Origin of the sequence: Curtobacterium sp. VKM Ac-2889 (assembly GCF_015350855.1) — a bacterium.
GTDB lineage: Bacteria > Actinomycetota > Actinomycetes > Actinomycetales > Microbacteriaceae > Curtobacterium > Curtobacterium poinsettiae.
The window spans coordinates 544,982-565,192 of sequence record NZ_JADKSC010000001.1 but is presented as its reverse complement, the minus strand read 5'-3'; the positions used below and the strand labels follow the sequence as shown (position 1 = coordinate 565,192).

Below are 20,211 nucleotides of genomic sequence, written 5' to 3'. Positions count from 1 at the left end.
ACGACCCGGATCGACCTGCCCCATGGGGTCGGTGGCTATCGTGGACCGCATGACCGACGTCGCACGTGCCTCCGGCATCCACACTGACGAACTCGACCCCGCGGTGCGCCCCCAGGACGACCTGTACCGCCACGTGAACGGGACCTGGATCGAGGCGACGCCGATCCCTGACGACAAGGCCCGGTACGGCTCCTTCACGGTGCTGGCCGAAGCCGCCGAGATCGCCGTGCGCGACATCATCGAGCGCTCGCAGCAGGCCGCCCCCGGCACCGAGGAACGCAAGGTCGGTGACCTCTTCACCTCGTTCACCGACGAAGCGCGGCTCGAGGAGCTCGGCACCGCACCCATCGAGCACCTGCTCGCCGAGATCACCGCCATCGAGTCCGTGCCCGAGGTCATCGCCGCCGTCGGCCGGTTCGAGCGCATCGGCCTGCCGAGCTTCCTGCAGCTCTTCGTCGACAACGACCCGGGCGACCCCGAGTCCTACGTCGTGTTCCTGGAGCAGTCCGGCCTCGGGCTGCCCGACGAGTCGTACTACCGCGAAGAGCGCTTCGCCGACATCCGCGAGAAGTACCGCGAGTTCGTCGCGGCGATGTTCCCGCTCGCCGGGTTCGACGACGGCGGCGCCCGCACCGAGCACGTCGTCGCACTCGAGACGGCGCTGGCGTCGAAGCACTGGGACAACGTCACCACCCGTGACAGCCAGAAGACCTACAACAAGCTGCCGTGGGCCGAGGTCGCCGCGCTCGCGAAGGGCGTCGACCTGCAGACCTGGTGGCAGGCCATCGACGCCCCCGCCGGAGCCTTCGAGACCGTCGTGGTCCGCGAGCCCTCGTTCATCACCGGCCTGGCCGACCTGCTGCAGGACCAGCCGCTCGAGGTCTGGAAGGACTGGCTGCGCTGGCAGGTCATCCGTGGTTCCGCCGCGTACCTGACGAGCGCGTTCTCGGCCACGAACTTCTCGTTCTACGGCACCGCACTGACCGGTGCACCCAAGCAGCGTGAGCGCTGGAAGCGCGGCGTCTCGCTGGTCGAGGGTGCGATGGGCGAGGCCGTCGGCCGCATCTACGTGCAGGAGCACTTCGACGAGACCTCGAAGGCGAAGATGGACGACCTCGTCGCCAACCTGGTCGAGGCGTACCGGCAGAGCATCACGGCGCTCGACTGGATGACCGACGAGACCCGTGCCCGTGCGCTCGACAAGCTCGACAAGTTCACGCCGAAGATCGGCTACCCGGTGAAGTGGCGCGACTACTCGGCGCTGCCCGTCCTGTCCGACGACCTGGTCGCGAACGTCCGCGCCGTCGCCTCGTTCCAGGTCGACCGCGAGCTCGGCAAGATCGGCAAGCCGATCGACCGCGACGAGTGGTTCATGACCCCGCAGACGATCAACGCGTACTACAACCCCGGGTTCAACGAGATCGTGTTCCCGGCCGCGATCCTGCAGTTCCCGTTCTTCGACGCGGACCGCGACGCCGCCGCGAACTACGGCGCGATCGGTGCCGTCATCGGGCACGAGATCGGTCACGGCTTCGACGACCAGGGCTCGCAGTACGACGGCGACGGCAAGCTCGAGAACTGGTGGACCGAAGCGGACCGCGCGGCGTTCGAGGAGCGCACGAAGGCCCTCATCGCGCAGTACGACGCCCTGGTGCCGACCGAGGTGCCCGACAGCCACGTGAACGGTGCCCTGACGATCGGCGAGAACATCGGTGACCTCGGTGGCCTGTCGATCGCGTGGAAGGCGTACCTGCTGTCGCTCGACGGCCAGGAGCCCCCGGTCGTCGACGGACTGACCGGCGCCGAGCGCTTCTTCCTGAGCTGGGCGCAGGCCTGGCGGATGGCGATCCGACCGGAAGAGGCCGCGCGTCTGCTGTCGATCGACCCGCACTCGCCGAACGAGTTCCGCTGCAACCAGGTGGTCCGCAACATCGACGTCTGGTACGACACCTTCGGCGTGACCGAGCAGGACGCGATGTACCTCGACCCCGCCGAGCGCGTCGCCATCTGGTGATGACGGAGTCGGACGCGGCCCGGTCGTCGCGCCGCCGGCGACCGGACGACCGCCCAGCGGGTGGCGGCCGCGGTCGTGGGCGGCACAGCGGCCGGGCCGACGACCGCTTCACCGCCACCACCGAGGCCCTCGGTGCGCTCGCGCTCGAGGGCGCCGGGGTGAGTGCCTCGGTGATCGACACGTCGAGCGGCAAGGCACTGCTCGGGATCGACGACACCCTGGTGCAGCCGGTCGCGAGCCTGGGCCGCGTCCTGCTGCTCATCGAGGTCGCCGCCCAGCTCGAGGACGGCCGCCTGCACGGTGACCGGCTGCAGCGGATGGCCCGCGACACCGCGACCGGCGCCGGCCTGTGGCAGTTCCTGCAGGAGCCGACCATGCAGGTGCCCGACCTGGCGACCCTGGTCGGGGCCACCGCCGATGCCTGGGCGATGAACGCGCTGCTGACGACGGTGGGCATCGACGCCGTCCGGGAGCGCGCGGAGTCCCTGGGCATCGAGCGCACGGCGTTGATCGACCGCGTGCGGGACCGCCGCGGGCCGGACGACGCTCCCGACGCGTCCGTCGCACCGACCGGGGAGCTGTCGTGGGTGATGCGCGGCCTGGCGCTCGGCGAGGTCGTCGACGAGGCGGTGTCGAACCGGGTGCTCGGCTGGCTGTCCCTGGCGAGCGACCTGAACCTGGTCGCCGGTTCCTTCGGCCTCGACCCCCTGGCGCACCGGGCACTCGACCACGGGTTGCAGGTCGTCGCGGTCACCGGGTCGAGCACCGGCGTGCGGGCCGAGGCGGGGATCCTGCGGGGGCCCGGGTCGTCGGTCAGCTACGCCGTGACGGTGACGTTCGACGACGCTTCGTTGCAGCGGCGGTTGGCCGTGGTCGAGGCGCTGCGGACCATGGGCACCGAGGTGCTCGAGGCGGTGCACGCCCCGGCTCGTCGCTGACGGCGCTTGCCGCTGCCGCTGCTGTTGCCGCTGCTCGTGCCGAGTCTCGGTCCGGCGGACAGATCGCGGGCGCAGCAACGGCGACACTGTCCGCGGGGCCGAGACTCGGGGAGCGCGGACGCTACGGACGGTGGCGGGTGCCGGAACGCGGTGTCGCCGTGTCAGGGCCGGGGACGCAGACCGACTCCGCGCGCAGACTCAGGCCGTCGACCGTGCCCCGGATGCTCGCCGTGGCAGGATCCGCATCCGTTGACGACGACCAGTAGTCCCGGCCCATCGCCCGGCCGCTGACCTCGAAGCCCTCGGAAGTCCACAGCGCGGTCACGGCGTCGAACGGCGCCTGCGCGTCGTCGACGATCTGGAACACGGGCACGATGCTGAACGCCGTCGCGCGGGTGCCGGTCGCGTCGGGCGACCAGGTCGACCCGGACGGCGCGCACTGTTCGGTGCCCGTGGTGACGGTCGCGGGGACCCCGGCGGCGTCGGCCGAGCGCTCGAGGAACGCCCGGAGCGTCGCAGCGTGGTCGCTCACGTCGGCGGGCACCCAGGGGGCCGGCGTGGGGCTCGTCCTCGGGGTGCCCGGGGCGGTGGCGTCCTGCGGCTTCTTCGCGTCGAGGGGGAGTCCGAGCCAGCCACTCGTCCCGTCGAGGCCGACGGAGAACGCGGTGCGCGGAGCGCGGTGTGCGTCGGCGGCTTCGTCCTTCGTCCGGACGAGGACGTCGGCGACGGCGCCGAGTCCTCCGCCCGACACCGACAGGGAGGGGCGTTCGGCCTCCCCAGCTGTGGCGGACTCAGCGGCGGCGTCGGTGGTGGCCTGCGCAGCGTCGGCGTAGGTCGTGCCCGGTGAGTAGGACAGGCGCTCGACGTCGTGGTCACCGTCGCGGTCGAACCCGTCGATCGTGCGCAGGAGTGCTCGCCCGGGGTGCGTCGCCGTGATCCCCACCGAAACGTCACCCCGGTCCAGCGAGGCCGGGTGGTCGCCGACGATCGGACGGGCCTGCGTGACGGCGTCGGTGAGGCTGACGCCCGGCACGAGCCAGATCGTGGAACCTGACGGGGTCACCCAGAGCCTGCGCACGAAGGGCTCCGCACGCAGCCGTCCGGCCAGGTCGACGACGTCGCGGTCCATCGGATCGAGGACGACCGGTGCCGACGCGCGGCCGCGAGGCACGTCCAGGGTCACCGACAGCGTCGTGCCGCTGACACCCCGCGCCGCCGTGTGCCGGATCCGTTCGGCGACGGCGAGGTCGCTCGAGTCGGCCCGCACCTCGAGCGACGTGATCCAGTTGTGCGGGTCGTCCTTCGCGTCGACCTGACGGACCTCGCCCTCGGCCGTGTCGACGCCGGGCAACCGCTCGATCCGGGTGATGAGCTTCGCGAGTGCCGATTCCGATCCGGTCGGCGGTGGCGGTGACCACGTGCACGCGGCGAGTGTGAGCACGACGATGAGCGCGGTCGCGAGCGCTCCTGCTGAACGTGTCCGTGCGCGAGCCCCCATGCGTCCGAGTCTAGGAACGCCGTGGTGCCGCACGGAATCGGTCGCGGGACCCATCCCCGCTCAGCGCAGGAGCACGAAGGAGCGCAGCGGCTGGGGTTCGACGTCGTGGGCCTCGACGAAGCCACGCGACTCGTAGAACGCCCGCTGCCCCGCCTCGGTGTCGGTGAGCAGGACCGTCTGGCGAACCTCGGCGTACCGCTGCAGGACCGCGTCGAGGAGTGCACCGCCGACGCCCGACCGGTGCGCGGACGGCACGACGAGGACGTCCTGCACGTACACGATCGTCACGCCGTCGGAGACCGTGCGGAGCAGGCCGAGCAGGTGTCCATCGTCGTCGCGGGCGGTCAGCACGCTGTGGGAGCCGACGATCGCCGCGGTGAGGGCTGCGGGGTCCTGCGTGTACGCGGTCCACCCGACGGCGTCGTACAGCGCCACCAGTTCGTCGATCCCCGGGGGTTTGTCGCTGATCGTCGTGCTCATGGAGCCCATCGTGCCCGAGCTCACGGGGACGGGCGCGACCGGCGAGTCGTGCTCATCTATTCCTTGACGCCCGGTCGGATCCGGACGAGCATCGCTGCTGGCGACGCGCGGGGGCGAGCGTCGCCTGGCACACGATGACGTGTGGTGTGAGCGCCGTCGTGTCGACCCGAATCCCCACGACGGCGCTCCTTGGACTGTCCGTACCTGCGGTTCGCGGTGCCCACGGTCCGGGGCTCCCGCTCGTCACGGACTGCGCCCCGCCCGCGATCACCACGCGGACGGGGCCCCAGCTCAGGCCGGTGTCGACGTCAGGTAGGCGTAGAGGATCGCCGCGATGACGTCGTAGCCGGTGTCGTTCGGGTGGATCCCGTCGTACATGTAGGTGTTGCCCGTTGTGCCGGTCTGCCCGAAGTACGGCGGCACGTAGGCACCGAGGTCGAAGAACCCGATCGCGACACCCGGGTTCGCGGACCGGAACGTGGTCACCGCCTGCTGCTGTGCGGCGCGGTACTTCGCCCACTCGGTGGTCGATGCCTTGCCCAGCTGGTACGGCATGATCACGAGCAACGCCGAGTCCGGGCTGCGGTCGTGCACCAGGTCCAGGTAGTTGACCGTCTGCTGCGTCAACACCGCGGGGGTGACCACGCCGTAGTCGTTCGTCCCCCACATCGACGTGATCAGGTCGGGCGAGAAGCGACGGAGCGCATCGGCCCAGGTGTCGTTGCCGTTCGCGGCCGACGAGGCGAGCGAGAACCCCTCGGTGCGCGAGGTCGACTGCGATGCCTCGAGGACGTGGAACCCACCGCCCTCGTCGCCGTCGAAGAGCTGCCAGCCCTCGAGGAACGGCTCGCCGCTCTGCCACGTCACCGTGACGGTGCGGACCGCGGAGGCCGACTTCGGGCTGGTCCAGGTCTGCTCACCGGTGGAGACCGCCGGCAGGGTGACCTTGGTGCCGTCGATGGTGACGGAGACGGCGTCACGCGTGCTCGTCGCCCGCCACGACAGCACGAACGACGTGCAGCGCTGCGTGAACGTCGCCGACCGGACGCCGGTGCCGGTGCCGGTCAGCGCGACGGCTCGTCGGCCGAGTCCGGACTTCGTGCTCCGGGCGCCCGCGTACGTGGCGGAGCGGAGGTCGATCGCGGCACCGTTCGCCCCGGTGTACGAGACGTAGGTCACCGTGGTCGGCGGCTTGTCGACCGTTGCGTACTGCGAGCGGGCGGGGACGTAGTCGAACCCGCCGGGTGCCTGCCCAGCACCGTTGCGGAGTCGTGCCCGCACCCGTGCCGGGTACCCCTTCTGCGGCGAGGCCGCGCCGAACGCCTCCGTGATCGAGTCGCCCGCCGTGACGATGGTCGCGGTGCCGGCGGCGACCTTGCGGAAGAACCCGGCGAGCGGGTCGCTCGCGGAGTAGGTCAGTCCCGACGGGATGAACGGCTTGGTGGCTGCCGCGGTCGCCGGTGACGCCGCAGCGCCGGCCAGGGCTGATCCGCCGATCGTGACGGCAGCGCCCTGCAGCAGACCTCGCCTCGAGATCCCCCGGCCGCTCTTCGAACTGTGATCCGTCATGTTTCCCCCAAGAGCATCGATGCGGTGGTCACGGCACGAGCGCACTCTCCGGTCCTGCCGACCTGCGGCAACCTGAGAGAACCCCCATCCCACGACGACCATAGGTCAGTTCCGTCGTGAGCAACAGACCTGTCCACTCCCGGGATCGGTGCCAGCGGATCGTCCGACAGCTGTCGTCGAACGTCCGACCGCTACGACGTCGCCTGCCCCTCCGGCACGAACGCCTGCACGGACAGCAGCGAGGCGTCGGCGGACGCGCAGGCCTTGTAGTCCGTGTCCTTCACGAACAGGGACTGCTTCGACCCGGGCGGGTACACACGGAAGCCGTCCGGGGTCTTCGCCGAGCAGTCACCCGACGGGTAGTTCTCGGCCCGGACGATCTTGAGCGGTGCGACGGCGGTCTTGCCGGGTGCGAGGGTCACGGTCGGGTGCGGCGCGTTCTTCTCCTGCGTCGCGGCCGCACCGATCTGCTTGCCGGTGCCACCCCCGACGAACGAGACGCCCGGCCACCCCTGCACAGTGCAGGTCGTCGACCCGGTGTTCTCGAGCACCAGGTGCACGATGACGCTGCCGGCGGCACCACCGCTGCCGGCCTCGATGCGTCCTGCCAGCGACGACACCGCGCACCGGTCACCGGAAGCAGAACCGGAACCGGCGGACGACCCGGAACCGGTGGACGGTGCCGTCGAGGCGGACTCGTCCGACGACTGCGGTGCGGACGCCGGCGCGGACGCGGACGGCGACGGCGCGGGCGCGGTGACCGTCTCGGTGGCGGCGGGCTGCCCGTCCGAGGCACACCCCGCCAGTGTCCCGACGGCGACGAGCCCGGTCACGACGAGCAGGAACTTGGATCGGCTGCTGCGTTGCATGCTGCACAGGCAACCACCGAACGCCGCATCCGGTTCGGTCGGCGTCCAGGGACCCCGAGCACACTCCGAGGCAAGCAACCCGAGCAGCGGAGGTCGGACATGACGGGCAAGCACGAACAGGCACGAGGCGACGAGGGTCGCGCGGACGGGGTCGAGCCCCGCGCCGGAGCCTTCACCGACAGCGAGATCCCGGGCGAGGAGCACGTCGAGTCGACGGAGCCCGTCGGCGAGTTCGTCTCGAGCGACATCCCCGGCGAGACCCGTCCGAACGGCGCCGGGCCCGATGGCGAGTACGTCGACTCGGACATCCCCGGCGAGGCCGAGCCGGCCCAGAACGGCGAGGTCGGCGAGTACACCGACACCGACAAGGCCTGACGGTCAGTCGATCAGCTCCGCCGCCACCAGGCGGCGGAGCGTCTCCACGCCCGCAGGCGGGCAGCGACCCGCGTCGGCGGAGGTGACCCACTCGACCTCGTCCACCTCGGCCGAGGCGACGGGCGTGGCGGAGTCCAGTGGGCCTCCCGGCCGGACCAGGAACAGCGTCATCGCGACCATCGTCCCCGGAGCCTGCCCGTGGGCGGGCTCGAACACGACGCCGAACGGTTCGACGTCGGCGGCGGTCAGCCGCAGGCCGGTCTCCTCGTACGCCTCGCGCACGGCGGCCTCGACGTCGGTCTCGTGCGGCTCCGCCTTGCCGCCGGGCATGTAGAGCACGTCGCGCGCCCGGGCGCGCACCATCAGGACACGTCGGTCACGCACCAGCAGCAGCGCACTCACGCGCAGTGTGGGTGGTTGGGCGCCTGTCTGGAGGCTCAGCTCGCGTCCGCCTGGTCGTCGCGTCCCGGGGTGGTCGGGTCCAGGGCCGTGCGGTCGGCCAGCGGGACGACGGGCGACGGCAGCTCCGGTTCGGCGTCGGGGCGGACGCCGTACAGGGAGTCGATCGCCCCGACGAACTCCTCGCCGCGACCGGCCCGACCGAGCTCACGGGCGCGGACCGACGGACGGTGCAGCAGGACGCCGACCAGGTGCCGGAGCGCCCGCTCGGTGTGCTCGACGGACTCGCCGTCGGCGTCCGCGCGGCGCTTGGCCCGCTCGATCTCGTCGTCGAGGATGTCGAACACGTGCTTGCGGAACGCCACGAGCGCCGGGGTCGTCGACTGCTCCATCGCCTGCGCGCGGAACCGGGACACGGCGTCGTCGACCATCGCGCGGGCCTCGGACTCGGCGTTCAGCTCGGAGATCGGGGCGTGGATGCTGATCGTCTCGAGGTCGAGCAGCTCGACGCCGTCGACGCCGGCGGCCGCGGGGTCGACGTTGCGGGGGAGCCCGAGGTCGATGACGATGCGGCGGACCCCGTCGTCGAGGTCGGCCGGTGCGACGACCGGGACCTCGCTCGAGGTGCAGGTGATCAGGACGTCGCTCGCCCCGATGGCCTGGCGCAGGTCACGGGTGGCGACGAGGTCGTGCTTGGCGGCGAACCAGGACGCGCGACCCGAGGGCGAGAAGACCTGGATGTTCGTGGCACCGCGGTCGCGCAGCGCGGCGATGGTGGTCGCCGCGTAGCTGCCGGTGCCGACGAGCAGCACGCGGGTGCGGGCCCAGTCGGTGACGCGCGACGAGGCGAGTTCGAGGCCGAGGCGCACGAGCGACCGGCCGGCGGCGCCGATGCGGGTGCGGGTCTTGACGCCGCGCGAGGTGTGCGCGGCCTCTTGGAACAGGCGCTCGAGGTCCGAGGTGGTGGTGCCGTTCGACCGGGCGTCCTCGAGCGAGCGACGGACCTGGCCGGAGATCTCGGTCTCGCCGACGACGACGGACTCGAGACCGCTCGACACGGCGAACAGGTGCTGCACGACGTCCTTGCCGCCGAGCACGTTGACGGAGTCCAGGACCTCGGTCGCGTCGAGGTCGCTCGCGGCGGCCACGGCCTGCACGGTGGCGGAGACGGCGGAGTCGCTCTCGTCGCCCGCGATGTCCAGGTACGCCTCGAAGCGGTTGCAGGTCGCGAGGACCACTGCACCGTCGAGGACGCCGGCATCCGTGACGAGTCGGCTGGCTGCCGCGGGTGCACCGATGCTCAGTCGCTCCAGGAGATCGAAGCTGGCGTTGCGATGCGACGCCGTGAGACAGATGAGCACGTAGTCAATGGTAACGCGCTCGATGGGAGAATCATCCGGTGACCGAAGCGACGAGCACATCCCTCCCCGACTCCCACCCCCTGGCATCAGGGCGGACGAGTGGTTCCCGCCTGGTACGGGCCCTGCGGGGTGACCGTCCGGAGACGCTCCCGGTGTGGTTCATGCGGCAGGCCGGACGGTCCCTGCCGGAGTACCGCGAGCTTCGGATCGGCACAGCCATGCTCGATGCGTGCCTCGACCCGGAGATGGCGTCGGAGATCACCCTGCAGCCGGTGCGCCGGCACGGTGTCGACGCGGGCATCTTCTTCAGCGACATCGTCGTGCCGATCAAGCTCGCCGGCGTGGACGTCGAGATCGTCCCCGGTCGTGGTCCGGTGCTCTCGTCGCCGATCCGCACCCCCGCGGACGTCGACGCGCTCGAGCAGCTCGACCCCGCGGCCCTCGCCCCCATCGAGCAGGCCGTCCGCCGAACGGTCGAGCAGCTCGGCGACACCCCGCTGATCGGCTTCGCGGGGGCACCGTTCACCCTGGCCGCCTACCTGGTCGAGGGCGGCCCGTCGAAGGACCACATCCGCGCGCGCACGCTGATGCACGCCGACCCCGAGACCTGGTCGCGGCTGCTCGCCTGGGCCGCCGAGGTGTCCGGGATGTTCCTGCGGGCCCAGGTGCTCGCCGGGGCCTCGGCCGCGCAGCTGTTCGACTCGTGGGTCGGGTCGCTCTCCCGCGCCGACTACATCCGGTACGTCGCGCCGCACTCCGCCCGGGCCATGTCGTACGTCGCCGAGCTCGGGGTCCCGCGCATCCACTTCGGTGTCGGCAGCGGCGAGGTCCTGGCCGACATGACGACCTTCGGCACGGACACCGTCGGCGTCGACGCGATCGGGGTCGACTGGCGCCTGCCCCTCGACCAGGCGGTCCGGCGCGTCGGCACCGGCGTCAGCGTGCAGGGCAACATCGACCCGGCGATGCTCTCGGCGCCGTGGGACGTCCTCGAAGCGCACGTCCGCGACGTCGTCCGTCGGGGCGGTGCCGCACGGGCCCACGTCGTGAACCTGGGCCACGGGGTCCCGCCGGAGACCGACCCGGACGTCCTGACCCGCGTGGTCGAGCTCGTCCACTCCCTCGGGGACGGAGCCGGCGCATGACCGACGTCGTCGTGGTCGGCGGCGGGATCGCCGGGCTCGTCACCGCGCGTGACCTGGCCAAGGGCGGCGCCCACGTGGTGCTCGTCGAGTCCTCGGGCGAGCTCGGGGGCATGATCCGTCGGCACACCGTCGGCGGGATCGACCTGGACATGGCGGCGGACTCGTTCGCCACCCGCACGGACGCCGTCGGCCGCCTGGCGACCGAGCTGGGACTGGGCAACGACGTCGTCGCCCCCGACCCCCGCGGCGCGTGGCTGATGACCCGCGACGGCCGGACCTCGCCGATCCCCGCCACCGGGCTCCTCGGCATCCCGAGCACCCCGATGGCGGCCGACGTGCTGGCCGTGGTCGGACAGCAGGGCGGTCTGCGCGCCCAGATGGACTCGCTGCTGCCGGCCCCGGTGGGCGCCAAGGCCTCCTCGCTCGGCGAACTCGTCCGGCGGCGCATGGGGGAGCGGGTGCTCGACGACCTGGTGGTGCCGATCGCCGGTGGCGTGCACTCCACCCACCCCGACCAGCTCGACCCCGACCGGGTGGCTCCGGGCCTGCGCGCCGCACTGCTGCGCGAGGGCTCCCTGGCCCGGGCGGTCCTGTCGCTGCGGGCACGGGCGGCCGCCGGCACCCCGGTGCAGGGGATCCGCGGTGGCACGGTGCGGCTCGTGGACGAACTCGTCGCCGACATGGCCACCTACGGCGTCGACGTCCGACTGCACACCCGGGCGACCCGGATCGAGGCGCACGCGGTGGAGATCGTCGGCGCCGACGGCACCACCGAACGGCTGCCGGCCCAGCACACCCTGTCCTCCGTCGCCGACCCGGAGCGCACGGCTGCACCCGACCGGACGGGCATCCAGCTCGTCACGCTCGTCGTCGACCAGCCGGAGCTCGACGCGGCCCCGCGTGGCACCGGCATGCTCGTGCACCCGGACGCGCAGGCCGTGTCGGCGAAGGCCCTGACGCACGCCACCGTGAAGTGGCCGTGGCTGGCCGACGTGGCGGACGGACGCCACGTCCTGCGACTCAGCTACGCGACCGGCGCGACGGACACGGCGGGCGTGGCCACGAGCCTCCCGGTCGACCCGGCCGACCCCGTCGGCAGCCGTGCCCTGCAGGACGCCTCCACGCTGCTCGGCGTGCCGATCACGGCGGACCGCGTCAGCGGGGCCGCACGCGTCGGCTGGTACGGGCCGGACCTGACCGAAGCCGGGCTGGCCGAGGGTGTCGTCGGCATCGGCGAGGCCTCGACCGGACGCGGCCTGGCGGGCATCATCGGCGCGGCCCGGAAGGCAGCCGACGAGCTCCTTCGTTCCTGAGCGGACCGCGCAGCCCCTGAGGGCTACTGTTGGTGAGACCGCCGGACGTATTCCGTTCGGTGCATGACCACCGCACAACCAATGCACGGAGGAATCGCACATGCGCGGAAAGCTCCTGTTCGTCGCCGGCGCCGCACTCGGGTACGTCCTGGGATCGCGAGCCGGACGGGCGCGGTACGAGCAGATCAAGACCGTCAGCGGCAAGGTCTGGAACAGCAACGGCGTCCAGAAGGGCGTGCACGTCGCTGAAGACTTCATCGCCGACAAGACCCCGGACGTCGCCGAGTTCATCGGTGAGACCACCAAGAAGGCCGTCCGCAAGGTCGGCCAGAAGAAGGACACCACCACCTCATGACGGACACCCGCGATCGCAAGTCGCGTTCGCTGTTCGGCCTGGTCGGTGACGTCCCGAAGCTCGTCAAGGGCCTGGTCAAGGGCGAGATCGACCTGCTCAAGGCCGAGATGCTCGCGAAGGCGAAGATCTTCGGTCTGGCAGCCGGGCTGCTGGTCGGTGCGCTCGTCGTGGTGCTCTACGCGATCGGCGTCCTGCTGACCGCAGCCGTGATGGGCCTGGCGACCGTGATGCCGGCGTGGCTGGCCGCACTGGTGGTGGCCGTGGTGATGCTCGTCATCGCCGCGATCCTCGGCCTGGTCGGCTGGAAGCGCCTGAAGAAGGGCCTGCCCCTCACGCCCAAGCGCACGATCGACAGCGTCAAGAACGACATCAACGCGGTCAAGGGCCTCGGCAAGAAGCCGACCCCGCCGACGCAGTACGGCAGCCGCAAGCCGGACGTCGACAGCCGCTCCTGAGCGTCGACAGCCCCGACAGCCGCACCACCGACGGAGGAACCGTGACCGACCCGCACGACGATCTCGCTGCCCGCGTCGCCGCGACCCGCGCCCAGTTGTTCGACACCCTCGACGCGATCGAGGACAAGCTCAACGTCCCGAAGCAGATCGGGATCGCCGCGTCGAGGTTCAAGCGCGGCCTCGACGAGCAGCCCGTCCCCTACCTGGCCGGTCTCGCAGCCGGCGTGGCAGTGGTCGGGGGTATCGTCGTGATGGTGCTCCGACGGCGGTAGACCGCCCGAGCGCGGTCCACCGGAGGCGGGGCGGCCACCACCCTGGCAACCGATAGGACAATGGATCCATGAGCTCCGACGCGCCCGTGCCCGCGAACGACCACCCCCACGCCGAACCCGCCGAGACCGGTCACCCGGACTCCGGGATCGACCCGAACCTGCTGACGGCCTACGCTCTGTGGGCAGTGTTCCGCCGGCCCCTCGGTCCGATCCACCGCGTCGGCGACGACGCCGTGGCCGAACTCGACGCCGTGATCGCCAGCGCTGCCGAGCGCGGGGTCACGATCCGTGGCTTCTACGACGTCTCGGCCTTCCGCGCCGATGCCGACGTCATGGTCTGGCTGCACGGCGACGACGCACAGGCGATCCAGGCCGTGCTGCGCGAGATCCGCCGCACCGGACTGTTCCAGGACGCCGAGCCGGTGTGGCACGTGATGGCCATGCACCGCGAAGCCGAGTTCAACAAGCGGCACACCCCCGCGTTCCTGCGCGGCAAGGACCCCGAGGCGTGGATCACGGTGTACCCGTTCGTCCGCTCCTACGAGTGGTACCTGCTGCCCGAGGACGAGCGCTCGAAGATGCTCCGCGACCACGGCATCGCCGGCGCGAAGTACCGCCGCGTGCTCACGAACACCATCGCGACCTTCGCCCTGAGCGACTACGAGTGGATCCTGCCGCTCGAGAGCCCGGACCTGGTCGACCTCGTCGACCTGATGCGCGATCTCCGTTACACCGAGGCGCGCATGCACGTGCGCGAAGAGGTCCCCTTCTTCACGGGTCGTCGCGTGACGACCGCCGAACTCCCGGAGGTGCTGTCATGACCGACACCAGCATGATCACGAACGGCCAGGTCCTCGCCGCGACCCCAGCGGCAGCGTCCGGACCCGAGCACGTCGAGACCCCGACCGCGTACGACGCGATCCTGCTCGCGGGCTTCGGTGGTCCCGAGGGCCAGGACGACGTCATCCCCTTCCTGCGCAACGTCACCCGCGGCCGCGGGATCCCGGACGAGCGTCTCGAAGAAGTCGCGCACCACTACCGCCACTTCGGCGGCGTGAGCCCGATCAACGCGCAGAACCGTGCGCTCAAGGCCGCGCTCGAGGCCGAGCTGGCGTCGCGCGGCATCGACATGCCGGTCCTCTGGGGCAACCGCAACTGGGCGCCCTACCTCGAAGAGGCCTTCACCGAGGCAGCGGACAAGGGCTACACCAAGCTCGTCGCCATCGCCACGAGCGCGTACTCGTCGTTCTCGAGCTGCCGGCAGTACCGCGAGGACTACGCCCGCGTGCTCAACGAGACCGGTCTGATCGACACGATCCAGATCGACAAGGTCCGCCAGTTCTTCGACCACCCGGGCTTCGTCCGCCCGTTCATCGACGGCGTCCGCGACGGCATGGCCCGCGCGATCGCCGAGAACGATGGCCTGGACGTCGCGACCGAGCTGCAGGTGCTCTTCTCGACGCACTCGATCCCCTCGACCGACGCCGCCCGCTCCGGCCCCGACTACCGCGGGTTCGACGAGCACGGCGCGTACGAGGCGCAGCACCTCGCCGTGGGCGAGGTCGTGCTCGACCAGGCCTGGGCCGAGCTCCTCGAGCAGCCCGAGCACGCCCACCTGCAGGGCACGTCGAAGCCCGGATGGAAGCTCGTCTACCAGTCGCGTTCCGGCCCCCCGACGCAGCCGTGGCTCGAGCCGGACATCAACGACTACATGAACGAGGACCTCAAGGGCGGCCCGACGCGTGCCGTGCTGATCGTCCCGCTCGGCTTCGTCAGCGACCACATGGAGGTCATGTGGGACCTCGACGAGGAAGCCACCGAGACCGCCGGTGAGCTCGGCTTCTGGTCGCTCCGCACGCAGACCCCCGGCATCGACCCGGCCTACGTGTCCGGTCTCGTCGACCTGGTGCTCGAGCGGGTCAACGGCACGCCGAAGGCCGAGCGTCCGCACATGACCGACATCGGCCCCTGGTACGACGTGTGCCGTCCGGGCTGCTGCGAGAACGTGCGAGCGGGGTTCAAGCCCGCCGCCGCCGGCGTCGCCCCGTGACCGACGCACCCGTGAACGACCCCAACACGACGTCCCCCGATCGCCCGGCCCCGATCCGGCTCGGCACCCGTGCCAGCCGGCTCGCGGTCGCGCAGTCGCAGGACGTCGCCGACCGCCTGGCGAAGGCGGCCGGTCGACCCGTCGAACTCGTCACCGTCACGAGCGAGGGCGACACGAACCGTGCGTCCCTGGCCTCGCTCGGCGGCACCGGTGTCTTCGCCAGTGCCCTGCGTGAAGCCCTGGTCGCCGGCGAGGTCGACGTGCTCGTGCACTCGCTGAAGGACCTGCCGACCGCCCCGTACCCGGGTCTGACGATCGGCGCCGTCCCGAAGCGGGCGGACGCCCGCGACGTCCTCGTCGCCCGGAACGGTGCAACCGTCGACACGCTGCCGGACCGCGCGAAGGTCGGTACCGGTTCGCCGCGCCGTGCCGCGCAGCTCCGTGCCGCACGGCCCGACCTGGACGTCGTCGACATCCGCGGCAACATCGACACCCGCCTCGGTCGGGTGGACGACGACCTGGACGCCGTGGTGCTCGCCGCTGCCGGCCTGGGGCGCATCGACCGCCTGTCGGCCGCCACCGAACTGCTCGACCTCGGCTTCTGGCCGAGTGCTCCCGGGCAGGGTGCGCTCGCGGTCGAGATCCGCACGGACGAGACCGACCGGGGGCTGCTCGCGGCACTCCGCAAGATCGAGCACGCCCCGACCCGCCTCACGGTGACGGCCGAGCGCGAGGTGCTCGCCAAGCTCGAGGCCGGCTGCTCCGCCCCGATCGGTGCGACGGCCGTCGTGGACGCCGAGCTCCTGCTCGTGTCCGCGACCGTCTACCGCCCCGACGGCACCGAGTACCGCACCGCGTCGCACGCGGCCGTGCTCGACGGTTCGGCGCAGGACCGTCTCGACGAGGCGCTCGCGGTCGGTGGCCGCGTGGCGACCGAGCTGCTCGAGAACGGTGCTGCGGAGCTCGCCGACCTGGCGACCACCGTCGCCGAGGACACCACGGACGGGCCGTACACCGCCGGCCCCGGCCTGGCGACGCCGGCCGAGTAGGCGGTCACCACGGAACCCTCCACCACCGCGATGGACGAGGCGCGACCCCCGGTCGTCCTCGTCCCGCGTGGCGGTGCGTGGGGGGACCGGGTCGCCGCGGCCGCCCGGGCCCGTGGGCTCGCCCCCGTCGTCGTCCCCCTCATCACGGACGCTCCGCCGTCGGACCCCTCCGCGCTCGACGCTGCGGTCCGGCGACTGGTCGCCTCCGGTGCGGCCGGGAGGCTCGGATCACCCGGTTCTGTCGGTGACGGAACCAACGTGGCTGGTTACGCATGGGTCGTGGTGACCAGTGCGACGGCCGTGACGGTCCTGGCGGGACGCGTGGCGGGCCTCCCGGCCGGGGTGCGCGTCGCCGCAGTCGGCGAGCCGACCGCCCGTGCCGCGCGCGCTGCGGGCTGGGTCGTCGACCTGGTCCCGGCCGAGACGTCCGCCGCCGGACTGGTGCAGGAGCTGCCGGACACCGACGGCACCGTGCTGTTCCCCCGCTCCGAGATCGCGGCACCCACGCTCGTCGACGGCCTGCGTGCCCGCGGCATCGACGTGGACGACGTGGTCGCGTACCGTACCGTGGGGACCGGCGACGAGCCGATCACCTTCGACACGGCGCCCGCTGCGGTGCTCGTGACGAGCGGCAGCGTCGCCCGCGAGATCGCCCGCCGGATGACCCCGCTCGACCCCCGCACCACCGTGGCCTGCATCGGCCCCGGGACCGCAACCGACGCACGTGCCGCCGGCCTGCCCGTGCACGCCGTCGCACACGACCGGTCCGCAGAAGCCCTGCTCGACGCCGTCGTCGCGGCACTGAACCCCACCACCCCCCACCAGGAAGGTCACCCGTGACTGGACGCTTCCCCCAGGTCCGCCCCCGTCGGCTCCGCGCCACCCCTGCGATGCGACGACTCGTGGCCGAGACCCGGCTCCACCCCGCCGAGCTCGTGCTGCCGATGTTCATCCGCGAAGGCGCGACCGACGCCGTGGACATCTCGAGCATGCCGGGTGTGCAGCAGCACTCCCTCGACTCGTTCCGCCGTGCGCTGGTCGACGCCGCGTCGGTCGGTGTGGGTGGCGTGAACCTGTTCGGCGTGCCGACCACGAAGGACGCCGACGGCTCCGGTGCGACCGATCCGGACGGCATCCTCAACGTGGCGATCCGCGTGGCTCGGCAAGAGGTGGGGGACGCCCTCGTGGTGCAGTCCGACCTGTGCCTCGACGAGTTCACCGACCACGGGCACTGCGGCGTGCTGGCCGCCGACGGCTCCGTCGACAACGACGCCACGTTGCTGCGCTACCGCGACATGGCGGTCGCGCAGGCCGAGGCCGGCGCCGAGCTCGTCTGCATGAGCGGCATGATGGACGGCCAGATCGCCGCCGCACGTGACGCCCTCGACAGCGCTGGACACAGCGGCACCGCGCTGCTCGCCTACGCCGCGAAGTACGCCTCGGCGTTCTACGGCCCCTTCCGCGAAGCGGTGTCGTCGTCGCTCGTCGGTGACCGTCGGACCTACCAGATCGACGCCGCGAACGGTCGTCAGGGCCAGCGCGAGGTCGCACTCGACGTCGACGAGGGTGCCGACATCGTGATGGTGAAGCCCGCGATGAGCTACCTCGACGTGCTCGCCGAGACCGCGGCGACCTCGCCGGTCCCGGTCTGGGCGTACCAGATCTCGGGCGAGTACGCGATGATCACCGCAGCAGCGCAGAACGGCTGGATCGACCGCGACGCAGCCGCGATGGAGTCGCTCGTCGGCATCAAGCGCGCCGGTGCCGACGCGATCCTGACCTACTTCGCCGTCGACATCGCGCGGAAGCTCAACGAGGAAGCGGGCCTCCGCACCTCGGGCAGCACCGCCGACGTCGCCGGCATCGCCTCGACCGGGAAGGCCCCCGAATGACCACGAACGACCAGCTCTTCGGCCGCGCCAAGAACGCGATCCCCGGTGGCGTGAACTCCCCGGTCCGCGCCTACGGGTCGGTCGGCGGCACCCCGCGCTTCCTGGTGTCCGCGAAGGGCGCCTACGTCACCGACGCCGAGGGTCGCGAGTACGTCGACCTCGTCGCGTCGTGGGGGCCAGCGATCCTCGGGCACGCCCACCCCGGCACGGTCGAGGCCGTGCAGCAGGCCGCCGCGCGCGGACTGTCGTTCGGGGCGTCGACCCCGGGCGAGACCGAGCTGGCCGAACTCGTGAAGCAGCGGGTGTCGGTGGACGGCGACGGCCCCATCGAGAAGCTCCGCATGGTGTCGACCGGCACCGAGGCCACGATGACCGCGATCCGACTGGCCCGCGGGTACACCGGCCGCGACCTGCTCGTGAAGTTCGCCGGGCACTACCACGGCCACTCGGACTCCCTGCTGGCCGAGGCCGGCTCGGGTGTCGCGACCCTGGCCATGCCGGGCAGCGCGGGCATCACCGCCGAGACCGCCGCGCAGACCCTCGTGCTGCCGTACAACGACCTCGACGCCGTCCGCCGGGCCTTCGATGAGCACTCCGAGCGGATCGCCGCCGTGATCGTCGAGTCGGCCGCCGCGAACATGGGCGTGCTGGCTCCCGAGCGCGGCTTCAACCGGGCACTGGCGCAGATCACGCAGGCCCACGGGGCGCTGCTCATCGTCGACGAGGTCCTGACCGGGTTCCGGGTCGGAGCTGCAGGCTGGTGGGGCCTCGAGGCGTCCAAGGTCGTGCCGGACGGCGCCGGGTGGAAGCCCGACCTCATCACGTTCGGCAAGGTCATCGGTGGTGGCATGCCCCTCGCCGCCCTCGGTGGTCGGCGCGAGGTCATGGACTTCCTCGCCCCGCTCGGGCCGGTGTACCAGGCGGGCACGCTCTCCGGCAACCCGCTCGCGGTCGCTGCCGGTACCGCCACGCTCCGCGCCGCGACGGCCGAGGTGTACGAGCACCTCGACCGCACGGCGTCGACCATCGCGACCGCCACGAGCCAGGCACTGTCGGCCGCGGGCGTCGCCCACACCGTGCAGCACGCCGGCAACCTGTTCTCGTTCGCGTTCACCGAGCAGGCACCGCGCAACTACGACGACGTGCGGGCACAGGACGTGTTCCGCTACGCGCCGTTCTTCCACGCGATGCTCGACGCCGGGGTGACCCTGCCGCCGAGCGTGTTCGAGGCGTGGTTCGTCACCGCCGCCCACGACGACCGCGCCGTCGGACGGATCCTGGACGCCCTGCCCGCGGCCGCGAGGGCTGCTGCCGCCGCGACCGCGTGACGGGCGCGGGGGCTGCTGCCGCCGCGACCGCGTGACGGGCCGCGGGACTCAGGAGCAGTCGGCCTTGGTGAAGGTCGTGTCGACGGTCTTCGACGAGCCCTCGAACTTGTAGGTGTACCGCATGTCGACGTCCTCGTCGAGGAGCTTCTTCGTCTCGCTGTTCGAGCAGAGGTTCGGCCCGACGGCGTCGCGGATGGCACCTTCGGTGATCGAGGCCGGGTCGACGTTCGCCGACACCGTGTAGTCGTAGTGGATCGCGGCGCCCTCGGCCTCGATCCCGGTCCACGTCGTGACGGAGTCGACCTGCTTCGGCAGGTCGCTCTGCTCGCGGATCTGCTCGACCGCCTTCGAGACCTTCTCCTCGGTGGAGTCGCTGAAGGCCGCGTTCAGGCCCTGGCGGACGAGGAACGCCACCACGACGGCGACGACGACGCCGAGCACCGAGATCAGGACGCGCTTGCCGCGGGACGAGGACTTGGGCGGGGGCGCGTACGGTGCGGCACCGGCCGGGGCTGCCTGGGCGTACGGCTGCTGGGCCTGCGGCTGACCGGTGTACGGCTGCTGCTGGTACTGCTGGCCGGCGGGGGGTTGCTGCTGGTACTGCGGCGGCTGCTGCGCGGACGGCTGGCCGTCGGGCTGGGGCGGCCCGGCGGGCTGCTGCGGGTACTGCTGGCCGTTCGGCTGGCCGGTGTTCGGCTGGCCGTCGTTCGGCTGCGGCTCGGACCCCGGGAAGGGCGGCGGCGTGTTCGTCATGGTTCCCCCTGGTGACGGTCAGCGGCGTGACACCGTGGTGCGGTGCCGGGTCCCTCCCCGACACGGGCCGCGGACACGGAACGCCCATTCAAGCAC

Annotated in this window: 21 protein-coding genes; 14 read left to right on the top strand and 7 right to left on the bottom strand. The window is 71.8% G+C overall.

The features are described 5' to 3' along the window. The first annotated feature begins 49 nt into the window (after positions 1 to 49). Together ITJ50_RS02875 and ITJ50_RS02870 are read left to right on the top strand one after the other, a co-directional pair. Positions 50 to 2,014 carry a M13 family metallopeptidase gene (locus tag ITJ50_RS02875; RefSeq protein ID WP_194589872.1) on the top strand — a complete coding sequence of 655 codons (1,965 nt, stop codon included), beginning with the start codon at positions 50 to 52 and terminating at the stop codon, positions 2,012 to 2,014. Beyond that, a complete protein-coding gene (locus ITJ50_RS02870; RefSeq protein ID WP_017887737.1) occupies positions 2,014 to 2,952 on the top strand; it encodes a serine hydrolase in 939 nt (312 codons plus the stop codon). The genes ITJ50_RS02875 and ITJ50_RS02870 overlap by 1 nt, the downstream gene beginning before the upstream one ends. Before the next feature lie 121 nt (positions 2,953 to 3,073). Here the strand turns inward: ITJ50_RS02870 and ITJ50_RS02865 are convergent, their stop codons facing one another. From ITJ50_RS02865 to ITJ50_RS02850, 4 genes are all read right to left on the bottom strand, one after another. Continuing rightward, on the bottom strand, positions 3,074 to 4,450 hold the full coding sequence (locus ITJ50_RS02865; protein ID WP_194589871.1) for a hypothetical protein: 1,377 nt from the start codon (positions 4,448 to 4,450) through the stop codon (positions 3,074 to 3,076). Positions 4,451 to 4,510: 60 nt separating this feature from the next. Further along, entirely contained in the window at positions 4,511 to 4,930 is a 420-nt protein-coding gene (locus ITJ50_RS02860) for a GNAT family N-acetyltransferase (RefSeq protein WP_194589870.1), read from the bottom strand. Positions 4,931 to 5,221: 291 nt separating this feature from the next. After that, a complete protein-coding gene (locus tag ITJ50_RS02855; protein ID WP_194589869.1) occupies positions 5,222 to 6,499 on the bottom strand; it encodes an SGNH/GDSL hydrolase family protein in 1,278 nt (425 codons plus the stop codon). Between the two features lie 191 nt (positions 6,500 to 6,690). Further along, entirely contained in the window at positions 6,691 to 7,368 is a 678-nt protein-coding gene (locus ITJ50_RS02850; RefSeq protein ID WP_056072520.1) for a DUF4232 domain-containing protein, read from the bottom strand. Positions 7,369 to 7,467: 99 nt separating this feature from the next. Here ITJ50_RS02850 and ITJ50_RS02845 point away from each other — a divergent pair, with 99 nt between their 5' ends. Further along, positions 7,468 to 7,743, top strand: a complete 276-nt coding sequence (locus ITJ50_RS02845) for a hypothetical protein (RefSeq protein ID WP_071249893.1) — start codon at positions 7,468 to 7,470, stop codon at positions 7,741 to 7,743. Positions 7,744 to 7,746: 3 nt separating this feature from the next. Here ITJ50_RS02845 and ITJ50_RS02840 read toward each other — a convergent pair whose 3' ends face one another. Together ITJ50_RS02840 and ITJ50_RS02835 are read right to left on the bottom strand one after the other, a co-directional pair. Next, the gene (locus ITJ50_RS02840; protein ID WP_323749874.1) at positions 7,747 to 8,145 is read right to left on the bottom strand and encodes an NUDIX domain-containing protein; all 399 of its coding nucleotides are present in this window, start codon (positions 8,143 to 8,145) and stop codon (positions 7,747 to 7,749) included. A 35-nt stretch (positions 8,146 to 8,180) separates the two neighbouring features. Further along, positions 8,181 to 9,503, bottom strand: a complete 1,323-nt coding sequence (locus ITJ50_RS02835) for a glutamyl-tRNA reductase (protein WP_017887730.1) — start codon at positions 9,501 to 9,503, stop codon at positions 8,181 to 8,183. Between the two features lie 38 nt (positions 9,504 to 9,541). Between ITJ50_RS02835 and hemE the strand changes: the two genes are divergently transcribed. The 11 genes from hemE to hemL all read left to right on the top strand — a co-directional run bounded on the left by hemE (position 9,542) and on the right by hemL (position 19,362). Next, positions 9,542 to 10,648, top strand: coding sequence for a uroporphyrinogen decarboxylase (hemE, locus tag ITJ50_RS02830; RefSeq protein WP_194589868.1), 1,107 nt, complete (start codon positions 9,542 to 9,544; stop codon positions 10,646 to 10,648). Next, on the top strand, positions 10,645 to 11,961 hold the full coding sequence (locus ITJ50_RS02825) for a protoporphyrinogen/coproporphyrinogen oxidase (protein ID WP_194589867.1): 1,317 nt from the start codon (positions 10,645 to 10,647) through the stop codon (positions 11,959 to 11,961). Before hemE ends, ITJ50_RS02825 begins: the two co-directional genes overlap by 4 nt. Positions 11,962 to 12,061: 100 nt before the next feature. After that, positions 12,062 to 12,316: a hypothetical protein gene (locus ITJ50_RS02820; RefSeq protein ID WP_017887727.1), complete on the top strand. Its 255-nt coding sequence runs from the start codon at positions 12,062 to 12,064 to the stop codon at positions 12,314 to 12,316. Further along, a complete protein-coding gene (locus ITJ50_RS02815) occupies positions 12,313 to 12,771 on the top strand; it encodes a phage holin family protein (protein ID WP_017887726.1) in 459 nt (152 codons plus the stop codon). Before ITJ50_RS02820 ends, ITJ50_RS02815 begins: the two co-directional genes overlap by 4 nt. A 41-nt stretch (positions 12,772 to 12,812) precedes the next feature. After that, positions 12,813 to 13,043: a DUF3618 domain-containing protein gene (locus ITJ50_RS02810; RefSeq protein WP_017887725.1), complete on the top strand. Its 231-nt coding sequence runs from the start codon at positions 12,813 to 12,815 to the stop codon at positions 13,041 to 13,043. A 68-nt stretch (positions 13,044 to 13,111) separates the two neighbouring features. After that, positions 13,112 to 13,864 (top strand): hydrogen peroxide-dependent heme synthase, encoded by a 753-nt coding sequence (gene hemQ, locus ITJ50_RS02805; RefSeq protein WP_056072514.1) that lies wholly within the window; start codon positions 13,112 to 13,114, stop codon positions 13,862 to 13,864. Next, positions 13,861 to 15,093 carry a ferrochelatase gene (locus tag ITJ50_RS02800; protein ID WP_071249887.1) on the top strand — a complete coding sequence of 411 codons (1,233 nt, stop codon included), beginning with the start codon at positions 13,861 to 13,863 and terminating at the stop codon, positions 15,091 to 15,093. Before hemQ ends, ITJ50_RS02800 begins: the two co-directional genes overlap by 4 nt. After that, a complete protein-coding gene (gene hemC, locus ITJ50_RS02795; RefSeq protein ID WP_235517694.1) occupies positions 15,090 to 16,142 on the top strand; it encodes a hydroxymethylbilane synthase in 1,053 nt (350 codons plus the stop codon). Before ITJ50_RS02800 ends, hemC begins: the two co-directional genes overlap by 4 nt. Positions 16,143 to 16,172: 30 nt before the next feature. Next, positions 16,173 to 16,982, top strand: a complete 810-nt coding sequence (locus tag ITJ50_RS02790) for a uroporphyrinogen-III synthase (protein ID WP_042537983.1) — start codon at positions 16,173 to 16,175, stop codon at positions 16,980 to 16,982. After that, positions 16,979 to 18,034: a porphobilinogen synthase gene (gene hemB, locus ITJ50_RS02785; protein WP_284760440.1), complete on the top strand. Its 1,056-nt coding sequence runs from the start codon at positions 16,979 to 16,981 to the stop codon at positions 18,032 to 18,034. The genes ITJ50_RS02790 and hemB overlap by 4 nt, the downstream gene beginning before the upstream one ends. Next, positions 18,031 to 19,362 (top strand): glutamate-1-semialdehyde 2,1-aminomutase, encoded by a 1,332-nt coding sequence (gene hemL / locus ITJ50_RS02780; RefSeq protein WP_071249881.1) that lies wholly within the window; start codon positions 18,031 to 18,033, stop codon positions 19,360 to 19,362. The genes hemB and hemL overlap by 4 nt, the downstream gene beginning before the upstream one ends. Before the next feature lie 48 nt (positions 19,363 to 19,410). On the opposite strand, the gene ITJ50_RS02775 is transcribed toward hemL, so the two are convergent. Continuing rightward, complete coding sequence (locus ITJ50_RS02775; protein ID WP_194589866.1) at positions 19,411 to 20,115, bottom strand: hypothetical protein; 705 nt, start codon at positions 20,113 to 20,115, stop codon at positions 19,411 to 19,413. Positions 20,116 to 20,211 lie beyond the last annotated feature (96 nt).